Genomic DNA, 19,833 nt, shown 5'->3' with positions numbered 1-19,833 from the left:
GAGCCTAGACCGTCCCGCTGCCAGCCTAGGTTTCTGAGCTATCAAGAGGATAAACCCCGGGGCTGCTTAGCGGGTGTGTCTCACTCGTCTAGTGCTTTCACTAGTGCGTCCTGGGCGTCGCTGTAGAACAAAAACGAAACCTTGGTGGCCACCTCGTCGCTGACGTCGAGCAGTTGCCGGCGGGCCGAGACGGGAAGCAGAAGTGCCGAGGCGCCCTTCTCCATTGCATGCTCGGCGAGAGAGGCAGCGTTCAGCACGGTCTCGACGCCGCCGCCCAGGGAGAGGTTACCAACCGTAATAAGCCCGCCCCGAACGGATCGCTGAAGCATCGAGGATGCAAGCGCAAGAAGGATCGGTAACCCAAGCCCAGCCCCCGACTTCGCCGCGTCAAGTGCCCGGACCTGGGCTGTGAGGTTATGTGCCCGGGGGTCGCGGTCGCCGATAAGGATGCGTGCTTGGGCAATGAGGTTTTGCTCTGCGACCTTGAAGCTCTCGCGCAGGGGAGCAGGCGCTGCCTGGTTAAGCAATCCGGATGTTCCAGCACCTGGAGTGTCTGCCGCCTCAATACGGTAGAGGCCCGGACCGACCTCTCCGCCACCCTCCGCGATTGCCCAGACCTGCCCCGGAGGGAGTGGATCTAAGCCGATTGAGTCTGGGCTTGCAAGTTCCGGCGTCGAAACGAATTGTTCTATTCCTTCGCCGATTCGGTACCCGAACTGGGTATTGCGAAATTCAGCCGTGCCAATGCGGCGTTGCTGTTCTTTGACACGACGCCGACATTCGAGCGCGATCCGGACCGCCCATTCAAGGTCCTCGTCCGGGATCGGCGTCTCGGCATCCGGATGGACCAGCTTCAGCAGCCCGTCAACCGTCTTGTTGACCGCCGACAGATCGCGTCCGGAGAGTGCATCTGAATAGTTAACCCGTCCTTGGACAGATGTCAGCCGAGATTGATCGCGAAGGCGCGACCAGCACTCGGAAAGGAAGTCGCTCACTAGACCAAAGTGTTGGGTGAAGTACGAGGGGTTTAACTTTGGGACGTCCCACCCAGGCAGGTATGCGTGGATCCGGTCCATGAAGGCCGTATCATCCCGCATCTCAGGCGGAAGGGGTGAGAGCAGATGCCCAACCCTCTGCTGGTGAGCGACATCTACATCGAAGTTTCCGACAAGAACGATGGAGCCGTCCGCCCGGATGGACTCTCGCCCACGAGAGAACTCTCCCGACTCCATGTAGCCCTTCATAATGTTGACGCCGTCCTTCTGGTCAAAGGAGACACCTGAAACCTCGTCAAAGCAGACGACGTCGTATTGGGCAACCAGCCCGCGCTGGCCGGTCGCGTTGTTGACGAACATCCGCGCGACGCTGGCCTTACCTCCACTGATCAGATGGGCGTATGGCGAGACTTGCTGGAACAGGTGCGACTTGCCGGTACCACGCGGTCCCAGCTCAACCATATTGAAGTTGCGCTGAACAAACGGGACCATGCGTAGCAATAGAACGTCCTGCTCGCGGTCCGTTAGTTTCTCCGGCTCAAACCCCACCGAACGGAGCAGGAGGTGCTTCCACTGCTTAGTCGTAAAGCTTGAGCGACCTTCAGCCAACCGTGTTAGTGAATCACGGGTCGAGAGTTGAATGGGACGAAGTGACCCTATGGCGAAGGGCTTGCCGTTGTTCTCATCAGCGATGATGGCGTCGTAGAAAAGGTCCACTTCGGCGTAGAAACCGCCGGTGAGCATGCGCTCGTTGTCACGGACTACGGCGTCGTCGATGCGGACGTCTTTGATGCCCAGACTCGGCAGCTCTGCGAGGTATGCGTTCGCCTTGGCGTCCAGCCGTGCCTTGACCAGGTCGATCAACTTGATCGTCATGCGTTCGCGGGCCCGGGATTTGAAAAGCTCCTCCTCACCGGCCCGAACTGTACGGTCGGCGAGTAACCGACGCACGATCTGCAATCCTTCTTCGATCTCATCGGGATTGGTTGTGGCGCAATAGCGACCGATGAGGAACTCACCGACGTAGGTTGGTACTGGATAGGCGCCCTTGAACTGCTGAGCAAGGTCCTTGCGGACCACGTAGCCCTCAAAGACCGATGTCGCCAGCTCATCTATCGGGTCGAGGACGATCGCTTCCGTCATTCGGCACCTCCCACCGTTGTCTGACGTTGTGCAATGACGGCACCGTCTGAGTCGATCAGTACAACGTACGCTGCGGTGCCATCAACAGCCTGCTCCTCGTCGACTAGCACCTTAATCTCCCCTGGCTCGGATGGCGGCTTCGGGCCGCCGACTGTGCTGCTTGGATCCCCTGGCGAAAGCCGAACCTCTGCGACCACGTCGGCCTCCACGGGCCTGAAGTCAATTCGACAGCGTTGCCCCGTCCAACGGATGCCTTCAATCTGTGCAGGTCCAAATGCACTCTCACGTGCCGAAACTTCGATGACCGGGATCACGCACTCCTGGGGGCTTAGACCGCCGTGCTCGTAGTAGGTTCCAGCTTCGAACGCCGAGGCTCCAGGCGCGCTGATCATGTCGATAGACGCATCCCAGGTCCACGGAATGATTGGGAAGTCGGGCCGTGCCGCCCCGGCCTTCAGGCGCGCGACTCGCGGTTTGCGGGCGGCATCCCCTTCTGTGACTGCAAGGGGCAGTGTCACCTTCAGCGCAGGACCCGCTGGGAGGACGAAGCCGTGGTCAGTTACGACGACGACGTGCCTCCAGCCTGCCGCGAGGAGACCCTGGATTCGTTCTGCAATGAGATCGAGCTGCTGATCGACCATGTCCGACAGTGCATGCCCATGGTCGTGGCCGAGCGCATCGATAGTGTTGCTCTGGGTCCACCCGATGCCGTTGACTTCTCCGGTTTCAGAGGACTTCCAATCGAGGTACTGGACGCCCGCATCGGAAAGGGCGGCGCGGAGTACATGCCCTTTTACTGAACGTCCTTGGGAGTCTGCCGCGTCGAACGCTTGGCCCGCCCCGAATGTGGCTGTCACGGGAGCAACGGCCGGCTGACCCGTGGGGGTGACAGTGGGGAATGCCGCAAGACGCGGGAAGATGGCAATGTTTAGGGCTGGGAGCCGCTTTGCGAGGCGCTGTCCGAGGTCGAATCGGAGGGCATCAACGAAGACGACACAAGTGCCTGCTTGTACATCGAGGCCGACTTGGCCCTTGTAGTCGGAAACCGCCGCGGCTTGGAATGTGCGAGCAACCTGTTCCAGCCATGGGTCGTAGATGAACTGGAGCGCCTTGCGAACAGCGCCACGGTCTGCCGCGGTTGGCGAGGTGGCAATTGCGCGGAGCACCAAGTCATCGACCTTGTAGCCGTCAGCTGCATACCAATCCGCGAGGGAGAGTACGTCGGTCCCGGACGCGCCGGTAGAAGTTAGATCTGAGAGCTCGGCCAACAAGCCTATCGCCCGCGCTAGTGGGGCCTGCCCAAGCTCGCCCCATACGCTCTCCTCGCGGCGAAGGTGGGCGGCAGCCAGCTCCCGCACCGACTCGCGGGCCTGATCCGGGTCGTGCATATCAACCAGGGCAGAAAGAGACTGGCGGAGGCCATCCTCCTGCTCAAGATTCCAAGATGGCCATGAGTCCGGATGTGGATCCGTGCTGCCGAAGAGATCACCTTGGGGGCGTGCCTGATCGAGGGCGGCGGGGATGTTGGGGTACCGACGAGGGCTGTCTGCAAACCGAGCCCATACATCGTCCCAGGCGCCCTCCCGGGTCCCGAGACGTGCGGCAGCAGTGAGCGCACCATCCTTGGCTGGATCGAAGTTGTATTTCGTTCGACACGCCTCGACGAAAGCGTTCCAGCGAGCTCCCCGAAGTGCACTGCGGGTGCCGTCGGGATCGTCCAGCCACTCCAACAGGGTCCGGACGCTGTCGGACATGACGAGCGAGTGCAGCCGAGCGGCGTCAAGGCGACCGGTACGCTGAAGCTCATCGACGTCCTCAGCGAGCAGGCGGTCGAGCACGCTTGTGAGCGCCGACTTTGTTTTTGCATCCCCTGCAAGATCCAGGCCAGCGCCGCTCTTCGAACCTAGGAAAGAGTGGGGCGTCCACAACGTCTGCCCATGCGCGGACGGCCACCAGCTGGAGCGCAGTGCCATTTCCACGAGGGGCGACACCGCCGGGTCGGGACTGGTGACGTCGGAGAGTGAACTTCGGCCGAGGCCTGGCAAATAGATCACCCAAGGATTTTTGTCGTTGTGCTCGGCTAGATGTTCTGGGAGGTCTACGGATTTCGGGTCTGCCAGGACGGCACGTATCCATATCGCCGGCCCTTGGGCTTTCGCACTGTCGTAGTTGCCGAGCACGAGGATCGGGACAGCCTCTTGAAGAAGGCTGATGACGGGTTCCCATGCACGATCCGGATCAGGCCAGAAGACGGCCGCCGGGGGTGTACTCGAATCCGCGTTGTACTTTGCTGCGTCGCGCAGAGCGTGAGCAACGACGGCCCGCACCGAGGTCAAAGTTTCGCTCCTACCAGGCGTCGTGCCTCACGGCGCTCCTCCAGCGTGGGGTGAAGATCGTTGGTGCGCTCCGATCCGTCCGAGTTGGTACCGCGATCCTTCTTCCAATTCACGTTAACCTTGGATCGCAGCACACCGGCCAAGATGAAGGGACGGATGTTAAGGCGCACACCGTCGTCGAGGTCGGGATGCCAACCGATCGGCTGCTCGTGTAACGGCTTCCAGCGCACGTACACGTCATACGGCGGCGCACCTTCCAAGATCAGCTTTAGACGTTCCTGTAAGTTTTCGGCGGCGCGAAGTCGCGCGTCCGCTCCGGCTCGACCGGCGCCCGCCTCATGCTTCTGTCGCTCAATCCATGCACCTAGAGAAGTGAACGTGAGCTTTTCGAGTGTTCGATGGTCGAGTCGGTGGTAATTAACGACAGCCGAGAAGCCGTCCTTGCGGCCGTCCCAGATGTGCCACAGGAAGGGGCGGTTATCGAATACCTTGACGTGCTGGGAGAAGAAAACGTCACGGAGCCAATCCTCAAGCCGCCCGTTCTGTCCCCCCGCCTCGGTCACAAGCGTTCGTTCTAGGCTGCTCGACCACTGATTACCGTACGCCGCAGCGAGAAGCTCCCGCAGCCGGGTAGCGAGGTCGGGCTCACCGGGCAGCGACGGTAGCGCGGCGATGCCATCTGTGTCAGCTAATTGGTCAAGATTGTCTGTTTGCTGCTCAGGCCAGCGGTAGCCAAGCAGCTTCGCGACCGCGACCTGGAGGGGCTGTGTGGCAGAGGCGACTTCGCCGTGGAAGATCCACTGGGTCGGGTCATCGGAATGAGGTGATGGAAGCGTCCCAACCTCCGCAGCAACCTTCTGCCAGCGTTCACGATCAAAGGAAACCTTGACGAGCGTGGAGTTAGTTACCTTTAGCGTGTCGTCGATGTCGCGGACATCCTCGGCGAATTCAGGGCTTGAGCAGTAAGCCCAGATAGCATTTAGGTCCTTGGGGTCGCGGGGCACGATCGGCGATGCGTTCGTATCGAAGAGTTCACCCGTGTACATGGTCACGGGAAGTGTTTGACTCATCTGACTAACTAGGACACCCCGCTTGGCCCATGCACCCTTTCCCACAATCCGGGCACCGCTGCTCCGAGCCATCTCGCCTGCTCCGTTCTCCCAGGCCACAACGTAGCTTCGGCCTCCGTATGGAGTAGAGCTGGGCACCGACGAGAGGAAGCGGCTCCACTTCTTCTGCTCGGCATCGATGACCTCCCAGAAATTGCGACGAAAGTGCGGGTCGTCGCCTGTTTTGATTCCTTGAAGGCCGTCGGCGTAGCGAGCCAGCAATGTGCCAGGCTCGATGCGCGTAAGTGTGATTCGGCTGTCCGGATTCTGAAGTTGCACCGCTTGGTTTACGCTGAGCAGCGTGTTGGTGCGCAATACCTTCGCCTTCGCGTCAGCCCCAGCCGTTTGATGCGCCATTAAGCCTGGGAACGAGTGAGCCGGCGATGGCTTGGAGGCGCTGATGACGCTTAGCGCCACCTTCACCACTTCGCCTGTAATTTGTCGGAACGCGCCAGCGCCAAGGCGAGCAACGACATCAAATCGGCTCTGCCTAAGTAGTTGTTGCCGGAGGTCACCATAAGAAGTGAGAAGTAGCCATGCTTGAGGGGAAACCACTGCCAGGGTGCCCCCTGGTTCCAGGAATGCGATGCATCTTTCAACAAACGCTGTGGCGATATCAGCCTTTGCCCGGGGGTGGTGCGTGTCGATGTAGGACTGTAACCGCGTATCCATCGATCCGCGCGTGAGGTAGGGAGGATTGGTTGCCGCAAGCGTGTACTGGCGTGCCAACAGTGCTGCGGCATGCACGACGTCTTCAGCCGCGTGACCAAGCACCGTGCGATCCTGCTTCTCCTGCCGCAGGATCTGGCCGAGCGTGCCGCGCACGGACTCCCAGCTGGCTCCCACGCTCAAATCACGGCCGAATAGCGTCTCCCCGATATCGGCGGGCCGCGGCGCAATCAATGATCCAAGTGTGTCGGCGTGTTGAAAGAGAGAATGCAGCCGCACGAGGACCTTGCGAAGCTCGTCGTCTTCCTTCGCATAGGCTTCCCATTCCCCCCGTGTCCCTCGTACCGGAACTCCAGAGCAAGCGATTTGGGGTGCAGGCAGGTCGCGGAACCCACCTTGCTTCCAGGCTTCGAGGGCTACGTTGAAGGTGGCAATCTGGGTGCACCGAGGATCGAGTTCGAGCCCATGAAGATTCTCTCGAAGCACAGCGTCCTGCGCGTCCATAGGCGAGAGTCCTTCTTCCTCGGCTCTCATCCGCCAAAGCATGCCGAACATCGCGACCAGGAAGTGTCCGGAGCCGCAACAGGGGTCCATGACTGTGATTTCTGCAGCGGTGGCCGGCCACTCGTCAAAGACCCCTGCGGCGGGTGTGCCGTCCTCGAGGCGACGAAGGTACTCCCACGTATTGACAAGCGGCGAGTCGGGGTGCCGGGCCGCCCACCATGCTCCGAGGGAGTTCTCCAGCAGGAAGCGGACCATGTAGTTCTCGGTGAACAACTGCGTCACTGGCGACAGATCCGCACCGCCGATTTTGACGCCTGACCCGCTGACGCGCTTCTTTTCCGCCGTCTGCCAGAACTGATAGACCCACCCAAGGGCGTCCTCGGTAATGAATACTTCCCCGGGAAGGCTGAGGAGTATCCGTTCCAGTTCAAGCCGATGCTCGGTTGCAAATCGAACTTGGACCGCTGGATCGTCCAGTCGGAAGACACCAGGGAGGATCTCGGATGCGAAGCGAGCGGCGACGGACCAGCCGTCAGGCTCGCAGAGGTCATCTGCGAGGTCAGCGCAGTCTTCGAGTGTTAGGGAGGTGTCACGAAATTCGGGGTGACGCAGTAGGCCGTTGACTTCGAGGAAGCGTGCGAACAGGAGGCGATGCCACTGCTCGTATGCGACCTCGCGGCACAGGTTAGTCAGACTCGCGCTGGTTCGAGCAGTGTCGTCTCCTAGTTGTCGTGCTTTCTCGCGCAGGGCAAGGCGCAAAGCGTTGTCGTCGTCGCTTAGGTATGCCGGGCGACTCGGCTCAGCCACCGCGAGAGCGTGCAACGCATCTGCGGCTGCCTTCTCGGCTGACATCCTGGCTTGCTGTACCGCTGCATCGAGGTGGCGACGCTGGTCAGCGTTGAGAACGTGTCCCATCAGCCCTTCACCACCACTGTGTTGTGCTCATTGAGGGCCTTAGTGAGGCGTACGCGAAGATCAGCTAGGTATGTGTCGATCTCGTTTGCGCTGCTGAGGCTGGCTGCTGGGACAGTGACGGTGACAGCCTTGGGGGCGCTCAACCGGACTGCGGCTTCAAGTGCCTTCGAAGCTCGTGCGGGCACCGCGTCAAGAACAGCGTCCCAGGAGGCGAGCGGTCTGTGCTGAACTGCCTTCAGCACAGCCTGAGCGTCACCGAGTTCTGGCTTCGGCTCAAGAGCAAGGCTGTGCTTGGCTAGGAGTTGCTCTTGCTTCTCCGGATCGAGTGCTGACCAAGCCTGATGGTGCAGTAGCCCGTCCACCACCAGCTGACGGGCCTGTTCCAAGGACTCTGCAGCGCGGTGGACCGCGTCACGCACGGCACTGGCGAGGTCGGTCACAATGGGAGTGATTTGGTCGGTGTCCGCGAGTAGCTCCCGGGTGCTCTCGAAGGCCTCAAGCCGCGCGCGCGCTTCAGCTGCACTGGCGAGGTCTCCAGCGGCGTCCGAGAGAGCTCGGGCGGTTGTCAGAGCTTCAAGCCTCGGTGCCCGGCGCCGTTCCAGCTTCTGCAAACGCTCGGCGAAGTCCGTCAGTTCATCTTTAACTGAGAGGAGCGCGTGTACTCGGTCATTGCCAGATGCGGTTCGCACTGCCTCTACGCCAGCGGGAAGAGCGATGTCAGGCAATGGGGCTGTCCCAGTGAGGTGGGAGGCACGCTGTGCGAGGTCTCGTACTGCTTGCTCGGCCGCGGCGACCAGAGTCTCGTTATCGGCCTGCACCCCGAGCTTGCTCAGGAGGCTCCGAGCTGCGATCTTTTCTGCCGCTTTGAGGACTGTCGACTCTCGCCTCAGGTGCACCGTGCCGAGTCGGGTCTGGGACAGGACTTGGCTCCTGGTCGCGTCAGAGCCATTGATGGTGGCTCTGATCAGTCCGTTATCCAGCAGGACGCCGATCGCTGCCATGAGGGCGTCGCGCGGCCAGCCGAACGGTGCGGACAAGAGGTCCTTCTCAACACCACTGGCGGGAGTGCCGGCGCCTCCGATCCTGCCGAAGACTTCCTTCACGACTGGATGCTGCTCGGGGTCGGCGTCGTAGCCGACGGCTTTAAGCGCATCTGCGCCCGAACCTTTCTTGATTCGGTCGAGCACCTGCGGCCAGCGGGAGTCGTCCGCGACGTCGAACTTGTCGAAGAGTCGCGTCGCTGCCGATAGGGTGCCGTTCTCAATGCGATCCCGCAGGGTAATGCCAACGGGGGCAGACCCACCGCCCAACAAGACGCCTGCCTTGCTGAGGATGTCTCGAATATGCTCTCGGGCCTGTGCCTGGGCACGAGCGTGGCGTGACTCCATGGCACGCCGAGCCTGCTTGCCCTCGTCGTCCTGTGGGAAGCCCTGTTGGTCGAGCGTTCGCTGTGCAGCCATTTGGTTGCGCAGGGCCGATGCGAAGGCCGCGGCCTGGATCCTGGGCAGGTGAGCGAGCACGACCGGAGAATTGGAGCCGAGGCCACGCGCAAGGTCCTCAAACTGCTTGGTTGTAGTTCCGTCATCCCACTCCGAGCGCAGCCAGACAGGAATGTTGCCGCTGGCAGCGGGCTGGGAGGAGTCGGTGTGGAGGCTGATCTTTCGTGCCACCTTTGCCCTACCCTGAAGGATCGATGCGGGCATGGCCTTCTCGACTTCCAGGCGCAACATCGAATCACGCTCGGTGCTGATCTCGCTATCGGTCAGCTGAGCTGAGTGACGGCGGAACGCCTCGTCCCAAGTTCTACCGGCCGCTGTTTGGAGTCGGTACTCGTTGCCGTCCTGCTGGAGGATTCCCTCCTCTGCCAGTGCCTCTAGTGTCGCAGGAATGTCTTGACGCAGGCGTGCGCCATCGTTTGCGAGGTCCTCAACAAGGAGGTCCACGAGGTGGTCTGCCGATGCACGAACGCCAATATCAGCATGTCCCGACGTCGGAAGCAGACTGACGAGATGAATCAGACCGAGGAGTCGTCCTCGAAGCGGATCCCTCTGTCCCTGCTCATGTATCAGCCGCTGGGTTTCCTTTAGGAGCAGGCCAGCACCGTTGAGGTCTTCATGCTTCGCTGAATAGAGGTAATCTGCGCCAACCACCGTACCAACGGGCTGTAGTGCAACCAGACGATTTGCGTCGTGCACGATGCGAAGCTGGGACCTAAGTTGCCCAGCTCGACCCGCATCAGCCTGGCGCAGGACGCTCTCCCAGAAACGCCGGCGGCTAGGGAGAAGCGGATAATCCTCTGACAGATCCTTGTTGTCTTGTGCCGTGTGCCGAATTTTACTGCCGACGAGCTGTCGAGAAATTGGGCCTGCTGCGTCGGACAGCACTTTGTCGAGGCCGGGTCGCTCGGCAGGCTCTTTGTTGAGCAACACTCGCCGAACAACGGCGTCAACGTCTTGGTTCTTGAGGACAACCTTGACGGTAAAACGGTCCTGGATCTTCTGCAGAGTGGCGTCAGCGGTAAGTTCCTGCTGACCGGTCGCGACCAATTGCACCCGTCCATCGAGTTCGCGAGAAACAGACTCGACGAGGTTCTGCACCTCCATAGCTCGGCCGCCGTCGCCGCTGATGTACTGCTGGACCTCGTCGAGCACGATCAGAGTTGGCGGAATAAGACCGCCACCAACGTGCTGGAGGACCTTGCGAAGAAGAGAGATCGTCTCGTCAGTGGATAGTGAACGTGCATCGGGTGGGAATTGACTGCGTAGGGCCTTGCGCACGTCCGCGCCAGTCGCAGCGAAACCGGGATCGACGGCAAGGATGCCGTCAGCGAGGCGGCTGCTGAGATTGTACTCACTGAGTTCCTCTATGAAGTTTCCTCCGCCCGCTTCAACATGGGCGCGGACAGCGTCCAGTTTTCCCTTGTTGGCGAGCCACAGCGCGACTTGGGCGGGTGCGATGCGCGTGGGAAGCCCAGCAGCTCCGAGCACGATCGATAGAAAGACCGCGTTCAAAATGTCGCCGCTGCGGTCGAGTGCGCCCGCCGCTGACCAAGGCTGGGCCCCGTCACGCTTGCCTATGGTGGAAAGCTCGATGAGCTGATCGCGGATGCTCTGGGGCAGGTTAGCCAATCCTCTGGCCGATGCACCACGTGGAAAGGCGGTGTCTGCCCATAGGTGCTGAAGCACTCGAACCAAGTGCGACTTGCCACTGCCGTAGAAGCCGGATACCCACACTGCTGGCTGGGTTGTGCTTCCCCGGTGGCGGATATAGGAGTCGAGGATGCGCTGGAGGCCGTGCTCGTACTCTCCCTCGCAGACAAAGCTGGTGAGTTCGTACTCAAGAACCTTCCACTGGTTAGAGTCATCTGGACGGTCAACGTTTGTGACACCGTCGTTCGGGATCTCGAAGTCGAGCGGGCGGCGGGTGAAGAGCTCGTTATTGATGGTCACGCGAGATCCTTTTGAGGGTCGATGATGCGGGCGCGATAGTTAAAGCCGTCGCGAGCGTCCAGCAAGCGAAAGGAATGTGTCTCGGGGTCATGGAGACCCGGAAAGAAAACAAGGAGTCGCCCGTTCACAGCATCGTCAATTGCCTTGATGACACTGGAGGCGCGAAGGAACGGGAATATCGATCCGATCCCGACAAGAACGGCGACGTCGTTGGCTGAAGCTGCCATGAGTTGCTCGCGGATCTCGGAGACGAGATCGGATTCAAACTGGTCCATGATGGCAGCGGTGAGATCGCTGGGGTCCTCGAAGAACGCCTCGGCGTAACGGTGCCCTGCGAGCCAACGGCCGAGGTTGTCTGTGATATCTATCTCGTGCCAGCCGTGGGCGGCTTCGCCAGTCGCCAGTTCGAATCGGGGCAGGGCCGCGCGCATCGAGCGTTCCAGGTCCGGCGGGTAGACGAGCATCCAGACACGTTCACCTCCGGACAAACCAGCCCGCCAAGGGAGGGCTAACTCTGCCGAATACGCATCAAGGAGGTCGGAAACCCGGCTCATTCGGCAGTTCCTTCGAAGAGCGGGAAGCTGAGGTCGATCACGTTGCCAGCGACGAGGAGATCGATCAAACCTTGCTTGTGGGCCGTTCTCAGAGCATTGAGCGCGGTCCCGGGGCGGAGATCGAGCAACGCCGCCCAGGGCGTGTCGAGGACGCTCACACCACGGTTGCCTGAGAGATGACCAAGGAAGGCCGCGAACGCGACTGCTGCCGGAAACGGCTCGACCATTTGCCGAACCTTCTTCGTCCTCCCGACGAGATGACCCGTCTGCGTCCAGCAAGCGCCCGTGTTGCGCCCGGTCTTGTCAAGGGTAGCCAACGAAAGATTCACCCCATAGATAGCGGTGACTGCCTTCGTTAGGTCGCCGGAGCTGACGATAGAGCCGACGGGCGCTTGTTTGATCGCCTGAAATGAGGCACGCAAGATGCCATCGCGCGTAAACGCGAGGATTCCTGCCAGTAGTGGTCGGGCCTCTGGGTCGACGTCCCACAGGCGACGCATCGCCGCGAACTCAGATTGTTGGGGATCCAGGAAATAGAGCTCACGTAAATGTCGGAACGAGCGCTGACGGCCAGTATGGGTCGGGCGCCCAAGCGCGTTCTCATCCACGACTACTTCGCGGTAGCGCTCTTGGGGTTCGTCCGGCCGAACGACCCTGAGGAGTTCGGTCAGGTGCGGGACGCCTATCGTGTGGCTCGCCGTCGTACGCAAAGACCCTAGGGCGAAATTGCCCTCGTGAGCATCGGAAAGGGTCATGCGACGGTGAACTCCCGTGTCTTATGGGTGCTGCGAGGAGCCCTCACCCCACCAACGCGATCGTGTGCGGATTACATCCCTTAGGTTAGTGGAGTTAGTTGACACAATGGGACCGACCAAACGAACCGTGTCAGGGCCCGCAGCTCCTGCCCTACCACTGAGGCGTTTTATCGCGACCAGGCTAAAGCCTCCCTACCCGCCGGACCGTTGTCTATGCATCTATGCAGCAGTGATCAGCCGCGTTCGCACCTAGATTGGCCGGAGGGCCAATAAGCCGCTTCTGAGCTGCACGTTTTCAAGGCGGGGTACGACAAAGAACGGGTTGCACGCCAATGGGGACAGCCTGAGCTGTGCGGAGGGCTCCACCTGCCCCCAGTGGGCACAACCCGTTCTCTCAAGCCCCTGGGCTTCGCTGGGCTTCGCTGCGCTCCACCCAGGAAGAGGCTGTGCAGTTACATACACCTCTACTGCTAGGATGCGGGACCGGCCGGGCTAGCGGGGCTGTCTAACCCATGCCTTCCTGCTCTTCCGCCATCCCTTGCCGGCGCCGAAGGCCCAACGCTCGACTTCATCGGCGCCGACACTTCGTTCGGGTGTGGACAACTCTTCTGCCCAAGTCCGCATGACATTGCAAGCAGCAAGATATGTACTCACGGAGTAGTTCGTAGTTTGAGGGCGGAATAAGGGGTTATCCGTCTCCCTTTTTAGCGTTGCCAGGACACGTGCATCCACGATGAGACATGGATGATCGATTGCTCCAGCCCCAGCAAAGTAAAGGTACTTGGTAAAAAAGTTTGGACCCCAATACTTCAGTGCGGGGCGTCCTGGCTGGAGCGTCAGGAAAGCAGCTTCGGGGTCACTGACAGCTAAACGTGCTGCATCACGTAGCAGCCTTGCTGCGTGCGGCGGGTCAGCGGCGACAGAAGCAATCCGCCCGGGCGTGTTCCGGTGGCTATCCCCGGTACCCCATGCGAGAGACGTCCAAAACAAGTGGAGGGCGGCTGTCCCAGAGTCGTCTTCCCTAGCGCGATCAGCGAGACGGAAGATACCGCCACGGCTAATCAGTCCGAACTCTTTGCCTCCGTCTTCGGCCTCAATAGGTGTACCGGGGAGGTGAGCGATCAAGTCGTTCCATTTTCCGATCTTCATCTTGTTGAAGCCGTGCCCGTCAATCACTGCGACTCTGGGATTAGCTTCAACCCACGTCGCCAGTGCTGCGGGATGCGTCGTCATGGGCATAGCTTATGTAATTCACCACCGTGACGCCCCCGAATCAGAAAAGGCCTGTTGAAGGAGGATCGCACGGGAGGGCTAGTCCTTATGACGCGGCCATCGTCGACGTTGAGGTCGATAAGCTTCTCAGCGACACCGCGGTAGAGAACAACCGGGGCGTCTACGAGTACGTGCCTGAGCGGCGGCGGCCAGTCGAACGCGCAGCTGCTGTCGATCAGGCTGTTTGACAGCAAGACGAAAGACCTCGCTTATCAGCGGCAAACCCAAAAGGCCAAGGCCAAGGGAGTATCGAACTGTCCGCTCTGCGTTGTCAGTCAAAACTCGAAAAAGGCATATATCTATAAGCAGATTGAGATGGATGCTGACCACGTAACTGCGTGGACGAAGGGTGGCGCAACCACCCTGGCCAACTGCGAAATGCTGTGTTCCACGCACAAGAGAGCCAAGGGCAACAAGTAGTTCCAGCATCCACAGGAGATAGGCGCTATCAAGGGTGAATGAGTACTGGAGCAGAGGACTCATCCTGACCCACTGCCAGTTGCGGCCCGTTCCGCTAGCGTTTGCCGCGCATGATGCGTTCGACGGCCTCTGCCTGACGTTGCGCCTCACGTTCCGGGTCGATACGCACCGCACTTCCGCTGGGACCCAGCACCCGGCTTGAGCTGGTGCGGCTCTGGTACTGCCTGAATGCATCCGTCCGTCGCTCCACCGGCGTTGCCGGCGGTCTGGATGTCCGCTGGGCCAATCCTTCCCGATGGGCCTTGAGCTGTGCCAGGCGGGCCGACTCCGGCTTGTCCCCAATGAATTCAGCAATCCCGGGTGGAGGCACCAGGGATCCTGCGTCCGACAACCTCCACTCCGACAGTGGGGCGGAGGCATGGTGGGTGGGAGAGAGAAAGTACCGTTCCGCCGTGGGGTGGCGGTAACTGCCCGAGTACATTGCCACGAGGACACCGAGGGTCTCGTACTCCATGTCCAAAACGACGCTGGTCAGCGGCAGATCGAGGACCAGGTCAGGAACGTCCTGAGACCACAGCCATACGTCACGGATGCCTGCCGTCTGATAGCCGCCATGGCGGCGGTCCCACTCTTTGCTGTCCATTGGCTTGCGCTGGACCTCGAATGCCAGATGCCGGCCGGAGGTTGCCGTTGCTCTGACGTCGCTGCGAAGCCGGGCACCGGGGATCCAGACCTCATCTTCGACGGACCAGGGAAGTATGTGGTGCTGGTCTCTGGCCCAGTCCATGATGAAGCGCTTGCCGTGCAGGTGCTCAGCGGTCTCGCCGTGGCGGCGCAGGCCGTCGGGGGCCTCGCCGGCCTGATGGCGGAAATGCTTGCATCGTGTTTTTGCGTCGACGAGCTGGACCGGGACTTCACGGCCCGCTTCCTTGCAGTCGATGCAGACGATCTCCCTGGAACCCTGGTAGCCGTAGCGGTCGTAGTAGGAGCTGTTTCCCCGGTGCATGGCCGCCGCCATGACAATCTGCCCGTCCGCATTGTTGTAGGCGACGAGGGGATCTGACGGTTCCCACTTGCGGGGAATGAGCCGACGTATCTCGATCATGGGCACAGTATGGGCCAAAGGCCCGACATTTCGTCGCAGGGTCAAAAACAGGCCCGTTGGGCAGCGAATGGAGTGAGGTGCACGATCTGTTGGGTTTCACCCCGCGCGGGGTTAGCTGGTTCCCCTATGGCAGCGGGGACCCGGAGGCCTGGTGCTTGGCTGCCCAGCTGATGCTGCCCGGCGGTCCATTTAGGGAATTCCTGCTGCATCTTGTACGTTGCAGGACCGGTAACACCGGATCAACAGAAAAGAGATGCGCTTCCGTGGCAACCGATTACGATGAATTGCGCACCGACGTCAAGGAGTCCCAGGAGAACTCGCTGGAGGCTCTGAAGTCTGCCAAAGCACCGGACGCGAAGTCCGTGGTGCAGGAGCTCGATGAAGCTGACACCCTGGATGGCCTGACCCCCGGCGGTGAGTTCATTGCCGAAGAGCTCGTTGTGCAGGTCATTCCCCAGGCCGAGGATGAGTTCACCTGTTACTCGTGCTTCCTGGTCCGTCACCGTTCGCAGAAGGCGCGCGAGAAGGACGGCCATGCCTACTGCGTCGAATGTGAGGGCTGAGCGGTTCTGGCCGGCTGTCCCGGAGCACGTCTGGGACAGTATCCGCGAGGAATTCACCTTGCCAACGGCAGCGGACTTGGAAGCACATTTCCAGGCACTGGGCGAGCCCGAGGCCATGCGCGGGGCGGTACGGGTGTTCGTCGGCGAAGGAACCTTCTGTCCCGGCTTTCAGCTCAAGGACGGGCTTTTCCGCGAACCGGTGTTGGATCTCTTTCAGCACGCCATGGCGCTGAAGGTACCGCACAACGTCTTCGCCGCGTGGATGGTCAGCCCACTGCCTGGCGCGGCAGTGTCCCAGCATCGGCCCGTGGACCAGCTAAGCAACCTGTCGTTGCTCCAAGACGCGCTGTCTGCCTTCGTTGACAGGTACCGGCCGGTGGAGAACCGCCGCTAACGGGACCGGCCGCAGCCCCCGAACTACACTGGCGGATGCAGGGCCGGGGGCACGTACTCTGTCATAGCGCCACGCTACCGCCGCCGGCCCTGCCGGGCTTAGGCGGCGGCTGCCCCGGCGTCCGTGATAGCTGCGAGCAGCCACTGCTCGGACAGTGGGTCGCGGCGCAGCTCGAACGTCCGCAGCGCAGAGGTTGAGGTCAGGCGTACCTGGACGCGCCAGTGTTCGATGTCCACGACGTTGCCGATGCCGACGGGCGCGCTTCGGCGGGTTTCCCACCAGGAGTCCCTGATGAACCAGTGCACCGGCTCGGCTGCCACTGCCCAAATTTTCCCGTCGTAGCGGACGGCCAGGGGAGTGCCGGCGGTGGTGAACCGGACGTCCACCGGGGTGTTGAGGGTGGGAGCTTCGTGAGTGATGGTCATGTGCTTGTTTTCTTCCTGGGTGGTGCAGAGAGCAGCGGTTTAGGCGGCTTTGACGAGGGGGAGTTCGTCCCAGTGGGTGGTGTATCTGGGGGAGAGCATGTCGCGTTTCATGGTCCAGTCCGGCCCGCCGCGGATGCCGCCGTGGCCCAGGCCGATGGAGCCGCGCCCGTACCGGCGGGTGACGTCTTCGAGCAGGGTTCCGATATGGCGTTCCTCGTGGGGGTTTTCGAACAGCGACAGGGGTGCCTGGTTGCCGGTGGGGCGCAGGTCGGTGACCATGATCCCGGCCCTGGCGTAGCGGACGCCCTCGACAATCCGGGGCAAGAGGGCGTGGCCGGCTTTGGTGAGGATCACCGGGTCAGCGGTGGGCATCGGCAACGGCACACAGACTGAGGGGTAGGAGGTGTCGTTGGGGTTGAAGTGGGAGGTTCCGGCGAACGCGGTCAGGACCTTGGCCTGTAGCCCGTGTTTGGCCAGCCGGGCGGAGGCCTGCTGCCCGTAGACGCTCATGACCTGGCGGATCCCGGCGGCGGTGGTGATGGGTTTGGCGAAGGATCGGGAGAAGATCAGCTGGTCCCGCCCGATCCGTTCTTCTTCCATGGGGATGCAGGGGGTGCCCTGCAGTTCCAGGACGGTGCGCATCATCACGACCGAGAACTTGTCCCGGATCGCGACCGGGTCGGTCCGGACGAGATCGGCGATGGTGAAGATGCCCATCACGTTCAGCCGTCTGGTCAGCCGTCCGGCGATGCCCCACACCTCCTCGACGGACAGCCGGCCCAGCAGAGCCTCCCGCTCTGTCGGGGGGACGGAATCCCAGTGGCACACGCCGGCGAAGGCCTTGTTGTTTTTCGCCCATTTGTTGGCCAGCTTCGCCAGCGTCTTCGTCGGTGCGATTCCGACGCAGACCGGCACGCCGACGTTCCGGCGGACCGCGGCCTTCATTGCCCGGCCCAGCGCGAGCAGCTCGTCCGGGGTGCCTTTGACGCCGAGGAAGGCTTCGTCGATGCTGTAAACCTCCAGCCAGGCCGAGTACCGGCCCAGCAACTCCATCACCCGGGCACTGATATCCCCGTACAGCTCGTAGTTGCTGGACAGCGCGACGAGGCCCCATTCCTTCGCCCGCGGGGCGATCTTGAACCAGGGCTCGCCCATGCCGATGCCGAGGGCTTTGGCCTCGGGGGAGCGGGTGACCGCACAGCCATCATTGTTGGACAGCACGATCACGGGCTTGCCCTCCAGAGACGGGTCGAACGCCCGCTCGGCCGAGGCGTAGAAGCAGTTCACGTCCACATGCGCGATCTGCGGCATCCGCCGCATCACAGCCGGCTTAGACATGGCCCCGCCCTAGACGTAATGAAGGCATCGGGTGGCCACACCCCAAATAACCAGGTCCGACAGGGCCGGGACGCGGATGTCCGGGAACGCTGGATTCTCCGCTTGCAGAACCACCCCGCCCGGGGTGATCCGCAGCCGCTTGATCGTCAGCTCCCCGTCCAGAACGGCAACGACCACGGACCCGTCCACCGGTTCCAGAGCGCGGTTGACGATCAGCTCATCGCCGTCGCTGATCCCAGCACCTTCCATCGACTCCCCGCACACCCGCACCACATAGGTGCTGGTGATGTCCTTGATCAGATGCTCGTTCAGGTCGATCCGGCCATCAAAGTAGTCCTGCGCCGGCGACGGGAACCCAGCCGCAACCGGCACCGGAGAGACCAGTACCGACAACAACGACGCACCCGCTTCTATCACGCGGGGACCGACAACAACGCCCACAACACACCTTATTCGAATATATGTTCGATTCATTCAGTGTAGCCCCTGGCCCGGACATTCAATAAAGGTAGGTGAATGTGGGCGTGACGGGATGGGGCCGCTGCCCACCGCCGGGGACAATTCCATCCGGGTTATCCACCGCTACGACTACTGAAGGGAGCTTCCCCATGGCTCCCAAAATGCCAGCCGTGGATAACCCGAATTGCCCCCAACCGTGGACAGGACCAGCGCCGCGGATCAGCTGCATGCTGCGGGGCTCGCACTGGTTTCCGCTGCGCTGCAACCAGTTGGCGGGCGTCCGCTGGCGCGGCCGGCTGTGGGTCCAGGGCGTGCCGTCGCAGAGCTCCGGACCCCCTGAACCTGGTGTGTCTACGACGTTTTTTGGCTGCTGTCCTTCGGATTGTACGTGCCCGCTCCGGCCCCTCTAGCCCCTCCTTCGTCGGGGCCTGCGGCCCGGAAATTCTTCTCCGGCGCTCGTTCCTCGCTGATTTCCTCCGAAGATTTTCCGTGCTTTGCCCTGCGGGTAGACGGGACTCCACGGGCACAGCTCCGCAAGCTTCGCCAGCAGCCAAAAAACAACGGGGGGAGAGGGGAGCTGGCCGGTCACCTTTGGTCGCCCCACCCAACTTCTCGGCAAGAAGGAGCAACACCATGAACGCAGTAACCAAGAAGACTGTGACCTTGAAGGACACCGGGGAGACCATCGACGGCGTGACCGTGCTGGGCGATTACCACCTGAACGGCGGTTACGAGTGGATGGAACTCATCGAAGAGCACGGCTGGGCCGTGCTCTCCAGCTGGGGCCACGAGGGCTGGGACCTGGGCCAGTGGCCCTACGTCATGGTCGCGGCCACGCGGACCGCTGACAGCATCGGGAACCTGTTCGGCGTCGCCACCTACTGCGAGGGCGACGTGACCTGCACCTTCTACCGGACCAAGGCCCGGCAGTGGGACGCGATCAGCGAGCACGCCTTCACCTACTGGAAGAACGGGCAGGCACACGGGCCGGACGACCTGCCCGAAGCCGCCGCCGAGCTTCCCAGTCGGTACCGGATGCCCTACGCCGTCCACGCCGCCTAACCGCCACAATGCCTTGCCGGGCGGGAAACCCGCCCGGCAAGGCCCGCAGCCCTTCACAAAGGACAAGAACCATGACCGACAGCAACCGCATCACGGAAAACACTGCGCAGACCGTCGTGTTCCTCGAAACCCTCGCCGCACTCCTTGAAAAATCCCCTGTCTGCTACAGCGAAGCCGCCGCGCAGGACCTCGCCGCCCACGTCCGAGGCATGGCTGAGGCCGTGACAAACGACGCCCGCGTTGACCCGGCAGTGCTGGACGTGACCCGCCAGTACGCCGCGCTGGACTGGCACAACGAACTCGTGGCCGTCCTGTTCTCACCGGAGCACCGGCCCGCCATGAACTAACCAACCGAGGGCACCCACT

16 protein-coding genes are annotated in these 19,833 nt (G+C 61.7%); 5 read left to right on the top strand and 11 right to left on the bottom strand.

The window, feature by feature from the left end; translation table 11 throughout:
* Positions 1-80: 80 nt before the first annotated feature.
* The 7 genes from brxL to AC6CH3_RS09515 all read right to left on the bottom strand — a co-directional run bounded on the left by brxL (position 81) and on the right by AC6CH3_RS09515 (position 13,578).
* Complete coding sequence (brxL, locus tag AC6CH3_RS09545) at positions 81-2,138, bottom strand: BREX system Lon protease-like protein BrxL (RefSeq protein ID WP_498132206.1); 2,058 nt, start codon at positions 2,136-2,138, stop codon at positions 81-83.
* Positions 2,135-4,465 carry a BREX-1 system phosphatase PglZ type B gene (gene pglZ, locus AC6CH3_RS09540; protein WP_498132281.1) on the bottom strand — a complete coding sequence of 777 codons (2,331 nt, stop codon included), beginning with the start codon at positions 4,463-4,465 and terminating at the stop codon, positions 2,135-2,137. The genes brxL and pglZ overlap by 4 nt, the downstream gene beginning before the upstream one ends.
* Before the next feature lie 5 nt (positions 4,466-4,470).
* A complete protein-coding gene (locus AC6CH3_RS09535; RefSeq protein WP_498132205.1) occupies positions 4,471-7,671 on the bottom strand; it encodes an Eco57I restriction-modification methylase domain-containing protein in 3,201 nt (1,066 codons plus the stop codon).
* Complete coding sequence (gene brxC, locus AC6CH3_RS09530) at positions 7,671-11,120, bottom strand: BREX system P-loop protein BrxC (RefSeq protein WP_498132204.1); 3,450 nt, start codon at positions 11,118-11,120, stop codon at positions 7,671-7,673. The genes AC6CH3_RS09535 and brxC overlap by 1 nt, the downstream gene beginning before the upstream one ends.
* Positions 11,117-11,674: a BREX protein BrxB domain-containing protein gene (locus tag AC6CH3_RS09525; RefSeq protein ID WP_498132203.1), complete on the bottom strand. Its 558-nt coding sequence runs from the start codon at positions 11,672-11,674 to the stop codon at positions 11,117-11,119. The genes brxC and AC6CH3_RS09525 overlap by 4 nt, the downstream gene beginning before the upstream one ends.
* Positions 11,671-12,429, bottom strand: a complete 759-nt coding sequence (locus tag AC6CH3_RS09520; protein WP_498132202.1) for a hypothetical protein — start codon at positions 12,427-12,429, stop codon at positions 11,671-11,673. Before AC6CH3_RS09520 ends, AC6CH3_RS09525 begins: the two co-directional genes overlap by 4 nt.
* Positions 12,430-12,921: 492 nt before the next feature.
* On the bottom strand, positions 12,922-13,578 hold the full coding sequence (locus tag AC6CH3_RS09515; protein WP_498132280.1) for an 8-oxoguanine DNA glycosylase OGG fold protein: 657 nt from the start codon (positions 13,576-13,578) through the stop codon (positions 12,922-12,924).
* A 438-nt stretch (positions 13,579-14,016) separates the two neighbouring features.
* Between AC6CH3_RS09515 and AC6CH3_RS09510 the strand changes: the two genes are divergently transcribed.
* On the top strand, positions 14,017-14,121 hold the full coding sequence (locus AC6CH3_RS09510; RefSeq protein WP_498132201.1) for an HNH endonuclease: 105 nt from the start codon (positions 14,017-14,019) through the stop codon (positions 14,119-14,121).
* Between the two features lie 94 nt (positions 14,122-14,215).
* Here the strand turns inward: AC6CH3_RS09510 and AC6CH3_RS09505 are convergent, their stop codons facing one another.
* The gene (locus tag AC6CH3_RS09505; protein ID WP_498132200.1) at positions 14,216-15,226 is read right to left on the bottom strand and encodes a competence protein CoiA family protein; all 1,011 of its coding nucleotides are present in this window, start codon (positions 15,224-15,226) and stop codon (positions 14,216-14,218) included.
* Positions 15,227-15,489: 263 nt separating this feature from the next.
* Between AC6CH3_RS09505 and AC6CH3_RS09500 the strand changes: the two genes are divergently transcribed.
* Together AC6CH3_RS09500 and AC6CH3_RS09495 are read left to right on the top strand one after the other, a co-directional pair.
* On the top strand, positions 15,490-15,789 hold the full coding sequence (locus AC6CH3_RS09500; RefSeq protein ID WP_142060368.1) for a DUF4193 domain-containing protein: 300 nt from the start codon (positions 15,490-15,492) through the stop codon (positions 15,787-15,789).
* Positions 15,761-16,183 (top strand): hypothetical protein, encoded by a 423-nt coding sequence (locus tag AC6CH3_RS09495; RefSeq protein ID WP_498132199.1) that lies wholly within the window; start codon positions 15,761-15,763, stop codon positions 16,181-16,183. Before AC6CH3_RS09500 ends, AC6CH3_RS09495 begins: the two co-directional genes overlap by 29 nt.
* A 98-nt stretch (positions 16,184-16,281) precedes the next feature.
* On the opposite strand, the gene AC6CH3_RS09490 is transcribed toward AC6CH3_RS09495, so the two are convergent.
* The 3 genes from AC6CH3_RS09490 to AC6CH3_RS09480 are packed head-to-tail and all read right to left on the bottom strand — an operon-like array spanning position 16,282 to position 18,387.
* Positions 16,282-16,608 (bottom strand): hypothetical protein, encoded by a 327-nt coding sequence (locus tag AC6CH3_RS09490; protein WP_498132198.1) that lies wholly within the window; start codon positions 16,606-16,608, stop codon positions 16,282-16,284.
* 39 nt (positions 16,609-16,647) lie between these two features.
* Positions 16,648-17,946, bottom strand: coding sequence for a Y-family DNA polymerase (locus tag AC6CH3_RS09485; protein ID WP_498132197.1), 1,299 nt, complete (start codon positions 17,944-17,946; stop codon positions 16,648-16,650).
* A 9-nt stretch (positions 17,947-17,955) separates the two neighbouring features.
* Entirely contained in the window at positions 17,956-18,387 is a 432-nt protein-coding gene (locus tag AC6CH3_RS09480) for a LexA family protein (protein ID WP_498132196.1), read from the bottom strand.
* Between the two features lie 651 nt (positions 18,388-19,038).
* Between AC6CH3_RS09480 and AC6CH3_RS09475 the strand changes: the two genes are divergently transcribed.
* Both AC6CH3_RS09475 and AC6CH3_RS09470 read left to right on the top strand, forming a co-directional pair.
* Positions 19,039-19,467 (top strand): hypothetical protein, encoded by a 429-nt coding sequence (locus tag AC6CH3_RS09475; protein WP_498132195.1) that lies wholly within the window; start codon positions 19,039-19,041, stop codon positions 19,465-19,467.
* Positions 19,468-19,538: 71 nt separating this feature from the next.
* Positions 19,539-19,814, top strand: a complete 276-nt coding sequence (locus AC6CH3_RS09470) for a hypothetical protein (protein WP_498132194.1) — start codon at positions 19,539-19,541, stop codon at positions 19,812-19,814.
* The last annotated feature ends 19 nt before the right edge of the window (positions 19,815-19,833 follow it).

The organism is Arthrobacter sp. GQ119 (genome assembly GCF_059759125.1).
Note: the sequence above shows the minus strand (reverse complement) of the source record. Positions and strands in the feature narration are given on the sequence as shown.

Coding starts and splice junctions, on each gene's coding strand:
- brxL (WP_498132206.1), bottom strand. CDS start 2,138: ATGACGGAAGCGATCGTCCTCGACCCGATAGATGAGCTGGCGACATCG.
- AC6CH3_RS09535 (WP_498132205.1), bottom strand. CDS start 7,671: ATGGGACACGTTCTCAACGCTGACCAGCGTCGCCACCTCGATGCAGCG.
- AC6CH3_RS09525 (WP_498132203.1), bottom strand. CDS start 11,674: ATGAGCCGGGTTTCCGACCTCCTTGATGCGTATTCGGCAGAGTTAGCC.
- AC6CH3_RS09520 (WP_498132202.1), bottom strand. CDS start 12,429: ATGACCCTTTCCGATGCTCACGAGGGCAATTTCGCCCTAGGGTCTTTG.
- AC6CH3_RS09515 (WP_498132280.1), bottom strand. CDS start 13,578: ATGAAGATCGGAAAATGGAACGACTTGATCGCTCACCTCCCCGGTACA.
- AC6CH3_RS09510 (WP_498132201.1), top strand. CDS start 14,017: ATGGATGCTGACCACGTAACTGCGTGGACGAAGGGTGGCGCAACCACC.
- AC6CH3_RS09505 (WP_498132200.1), bottom strand. CDS start 15,226: ATGATCGAGATACGTCGGCTCATTCCCCGCAAGTGGGAACCGTCAGAT.
- AC6CH3_RS09495 (WP_498132199.1), top strand. CDS start 15,761: ATGCCTACTGCGTCGAATGTGAGGGCTGAGCGGTTCTGGCCGGCTGTC.
- AC6CH3_RS09490 (WP_498132198.1), bottom strand. CDS start 16,608: ATGACCATCACTCACGAAGCTCCCACCCTCAACACCCCGGTGGACGTC.
- AC6CH3_RS09485 (WP_498132197.1), bottom strand. CDS start 17,946: ATGTCTAAGCCGGCTGTGATGCGGCGGATGCCGCAGATCGCGCATGTG.
- AC6CH3_RS09475 (WP_498132195.1), top strand. CDS start 19,039: ATGAACGCAGTAACCAAGAAGACTGTGACCTTGAAGGACACCGGGGAG.
- AC6CH3_RS09470 (WP_498132194.1), top strand. CDS start 19,539: ATGACCGACAGCAACCGCATCACGGAAAACACTGCGCAGACCGTCGTG.